The following is a 4,079-nucleotide window of genomic DNA, read 5'->3' as shown; positions in this document are numbered from 1 at the left end:
GGAGCGAGAGATCTCCTTCGCTGTGCGCGAGGATGCCGGATCCTCGGTGCCCTACTCGGCGTAGACGTTCTCCGAGATGCGCGTCATGCCTTCGGGGTCGGGCCAATCATCGGCCCGGAGCTCGAAGGTGGGTCCGGAACCGGTGATCCGCATCGGCAGACCGCCGCATCCGACGACCCAGTCGTCTTCGGGGTCCGTGATCGCCACGAGACAGGCCGGCGAATCCGTGCCCTTCGTGACCCAGAGCGACACGCCCTCGTACTCGCCGACGTATCGGCTCGATTCGATGTCGGCCGGCTCATAGGAGTCACCTTCGAGAGTCGGCAGCTCGTCCTCGGGCACGCGGTCGGTCTCCAAGACAGACAGGGTCGTCGTCGAGAAGCCGCACCCCGACAGCAGGCTGACGGCGGTCAGTGCGAATGCGGCGGTTGCGAGTCGTGAACGATGGCGCATCGCCCCATCCTGCCGCACGATCGCCGGTGAGTGGGGCGACAAGGCCGACGCGCGCAGCGAAGGAGATCTCACTCAATGAAGGGCCGCATCCGGCATCCGGTCCTGCAGAGCGGGAGATCTCCTTCGCTGCGTGCGTCCGTGCGCCGAACGCCGCTAGGCGCTGTCGCGCACCACGAGCTCGGTGTCGAGGATCACGGATCGAGGGGATGCTCCCGCGATGACCTCGAGCAGCACGGCGACCATCTGCGCGCTGATCTGATCCCAGGGCTGACGCATGGTCGTGATCGGCGGCTCGTGCGTGGCGGCGAGGCCCGAGTCGTCGAACCCCGCGATCGCGATGTCTTCCGGCACGCGGCGCCCTGCGCGACGGGCGGCGGCGATGGCTCCGGCCGCCATCCGGTCGGAGGCGGCGAACACGGCGTCGACGTCGTGCTCGAGCATGCGGGTCATGGCCGCGAGGCCGGATTCGTATGAGTAGTCGCCCTCTTCGACCAGCGCCTCGTCGAAATGCTCGCCGAGCTCTTCGCGGAAGCCCACCAGCCGGTAGCGCCCACCCGGGGTGTCGTCGGGGCCGGTAATCATGCCGATGCGACGGTGCCCCTGCGAGACGAGGTGCGCGGCCATGGTGCGTGCCGAGGCGACCTCGTCGACCGAGATCGTCGAGAGTTCGCGCTCGTGTCCGAGGGGCACGCCACAGCAGACGGTGGGGATGCCGACCTCGATCAGCTGATCGAGCAGCGGGTCGGATTCGTGAGACGAGATCAGCATGACGCCGTCGACGTGCCCGGCGCTGAGGAACTGCGCGACGCTCTCGCGCTCGGCCGGGGTTCCGGCCACGAGGAGCACCAGGGTCATCGCCCGCTGGGCGAGGGCTTCGGCGGCGCCGCGCAGCAGGAGCGCGAAGGTCGGATCGTCGAAGAGCAGCTGCTGCGGCTCGGTGAGCAGGAACGCCAAGGAGCCGGCCCGACCGGTGGCGAGGCTGCGCGCGTGGTGGTTGGCGGTGTAGCCGGTCGCGAGGATCGCCTCTTCGACGGCCTGTCTGGCGTCGGGCGACACCCAGTGCCCGCCGTTGATCACGCGCGAGACCGTGCTGCGGGAGACCCCCGCCTGCGCCGCGATCTGGCGGATCGTCGGCTTGCGCTTCGCGCTGACATCACTCATCGCCTGTGACTCTACCCACAGCATCCCGTCCAGCGGTAGTCGAACCTGGGACCGGTCTCAGTTCGGTAACGGCGGTTGTGATCGAGCGTCGACCTGGGGTAGAACTGAGACCGGTCCCAGTCCGGTTTTCCGGAACAACCTGAGACCGGTCCCAGTCGAATGAGCGACAGCACGTCGGGACACGCACCACGACCGCACCGACCCGATGGAGTGCCGATGACCTCCCCCCACGCCTGGCCCGACCTGCGCGGAATCGCCTATGGCGGCGACTACAACCCCGAGCAGTGGTCGCCCGAGACGTGGCGCGAAGACGTCGTGCTGATGCGCGAGGCCGGAGTGAACCTGGTCAGTGTCGGCATCTTCTCGTGGGCGCTCATCGAGGTCGCCGAGGGTGAGTTCGACTTCACCTGGCTCGACGAACTGCTCGACCTTCTGCACGAGAACGGCATCGCCGTCGACCTCGGCACCCCGACGGCATCGCCGCCCGCCTGGTTCTTCGCCACCCACCCCGACGCGCATGTGATCGATCGCGAGGGTCGCACCATGGGCTTCGGCTCGCGCGGCATGGCATCGCACTCGTCGCCCGCCTATCGCGAGGCGATCGTGCGGATCGCGGACGCGCTCGCGGCGCGTTACGCGCAGCATCCCTCGGTCGTGCTCTGGCACGTGCACAACGAGTACGGCGTTCCCGTCGGCGAGGACTACTCGCCGAACGCGGTCGCCGCCTTCCGGCTCTGGCTCCAGGAGAAGTACGGCTCGCTCGAGGCGCTGAACCGCGCCTGGGGCACCGCCTTCTGGGGTCAGCACTACTCGGCATGGGAGCACGTCGGTGCCCCGGCCATCGCCCCGAGCGTCGTGAACCCGGCGCAGCGCCTCGACTTCGCCCGCTTCACGGATCACCAGCTGCGCGCGTGCTTCATCGCCGAGCGCGACGCGATCCGCGCGCACGCCGACCAGCCGGTCACCACGAACTTCATGGCCAATCAGAGCTGGACCACGGATCTGTGGGCCTGGGGCCGCGAGGTCGACATCGTCTCTGACGACCACTATCTGTGGGCGGCCGACGAAGACGCGCACATCGGTCTCGCGATCGCCGCTGACCTCAGCCGCTCGGTCGGCGGCGGCAAGCCGTGGATCCTCATGGAGCACTCGACCTCGGCGGTCAACTGGCAGCCGCGCAACATCGCCAAGCGCCGCGGCGAGATGACGCGCAACTCGCTCACTCACCTCGGCCGTGGGGCCGACGGCATCCTGTTCTTCCAGTGGCGCGCAGGGCGCTCGGGTGCCGAGAAGTTCCATTCGGCGATGCTGCCGCACGCCGGCACCGAGTCGCGCGTGTTCCGCGAGGTCGTCGACCTCGGCGCAGCGCTCGGCCGCCTCGACGAGGTGCAGGGCAGCACGGTGAAGGCCGACGTCGCGATCCTCTGGGACTTCGAGTCGTTCTGGGCGCAAGATCTCGAATGGCGTCCGTCCGAAGACGTCACGCACGCGGCTCAGGTGCGCCGCTTCTACGAGCAGCTCTGGCGCGACGGCATCACGGTCGACTTCGCTCTGCCAGGTCACGACCTCTCGGGCTACAGCCTGGTGGTCGCCCCGGCGCAGTACATGCTGAGCGCCGCGGATGCCGCGAACCTCACCGCCTATGTCAACGGCGGCGGCACGCTGCTGGTGTCGTTCTTCTCGGCCATCGTCGACGAGAACGACGCCGTGCACGCCGGCGGTTTCGTCGCCCCGCTGCGTGACGCGCTGGGCCTCACGGTCGAGGAGTTCCTGCCGCTGCGCGAGGGCGAGAGCCACGGACTCGACTGGGTCGACCACGAGGGCATCGTCGCCGACGTCTGGCAGGAGGACATCGCACTCGAAGGAGCCGAGGTCGTCGCGAACTTCTCGGGCGGACCCGGCGAGGGCGAGCCCGCGATCACTCGGAACACCCATGGCTCGGGCACCGGCTGGTACGTCGGCACCCGCCTGGATGCCACGGGCATGCGTGCTCTGCTCCACGAGGTCTATGCGGATGCCGACATCGCACCCGCAGGCGTCGCCGAAGGCCTCGAGGTCATCACCCGTCACGGCACCGACGCGGTCTACCGCATCGCCGTGACCCACCGTGACGACGATGTCGAGCTCGAGGCCTCAGGCGTCGACCTCCTCACCGGCGCCGAGATCTCGGGCGCGCTCACCATCGCGGCAGGCGGCGTCGCCGTGATCCGCACCCACTGACAGCACCACCCGCACCACAGCATCACCCCGTACGACACAGCATCACCCACCACCGGTCGCGATGACGCGAAGCGCATCGTCGGCCACAACAGATAGGACAACGCATGCGCAAGCACATCGGAGTCGGCGCACTCGCTCTGTCCGCGGTCGTCCTCCTGGCCGGCTGCTCGTCGGGAGCGCCCGAGGGCGGCGGCGCCGCCGCCGTCTCGGGCGCGTGCGCCGAGCTCGTCCTCTCGCCCGACGCG

Annotated in this window: 3 protein-coding genes; 1 reads left to right on the top strand and 2 read right to left on the bottom strand. The window is 69.0% G+C overall.

Annotation, left to right across the window (positions count from 1 at the left end; all coding sequences use genetic code 11):
• Positions 1 to 51 precede the first annotated feature (51 nt).
• On the bottom strand, positions 52 to 453 hold the full coding sequence (locus tag J7E68_RS06775) for a hypothetical protein (protein WP_215171067.1): 402 nt from the start codon (positions 451 to 453) through the stop codon (positions 52 to 54).
• Between the two features lie 153 nt (positions 454 to 606).
• Entirely contained in the window at positions 607 to 1,614 is a 1,008-nt protein-coding gene (locus J7E68_RS06770) for a LacI family DNA-binding transcriptional regulator (protein ID WP_215171065.1), read from the bottom strand.
• A gap of 216 nt (positions 1,615 to 1,830) precedes the next feature.
• On the opposite strand from J7E68_RS06770, the gene J7E68_RS06765 reads away from it, so the two are divergent.
• A complete protein-coding gene (locus tag J7E68_RS06765; RefSeq protein WP_215171063.1) occupies positions 1,831 to 3,834 on the top strand; it encodes a beta-galactosidase in 2,004 nt (667 codons plus the stop codon).
• The last annotated feature ends 245 nt before the right edge of the window (positions 3,835 to 4,079 follow it).

Source organism: Microbacterium sp. ISL-103 (assembly GCF_018613995.1).
Taxonomy (GTDB): Bacteria; Actinomycetota; Actinomycetes; order Actinomycetales; family Microbacteriaceae; genus Microbacterium.
This window is presented reverse-complemented; position numbering and strand designations above follow the sequence as displayed.

Excerpts from the sequence above, each read along its gene's own strand:
- J7E68_RS06775 (WP_215171067.1), bottom strand. The coding sequence starts at position 453 with ATGCGCCATCGTTCACGACTCGCAACCGCCGCATTCGCACTGACCGCC.
- J7E68_RS06770 (WP_215171065.1), bottom strand. The coding sequence starts at position 1,614 with ATGAGTGATGTCAGCGCGAAGCGCAAGCCGACGATCCGCCAGATCGCG.
- J7E68_RS06765 (WP_215171063.1), top strand. The coding sequence starts at position 1,831 with ATGACCTCCCCCCACGCCTGGCCCGACCTGCGCGGAATCGCCTATGGC.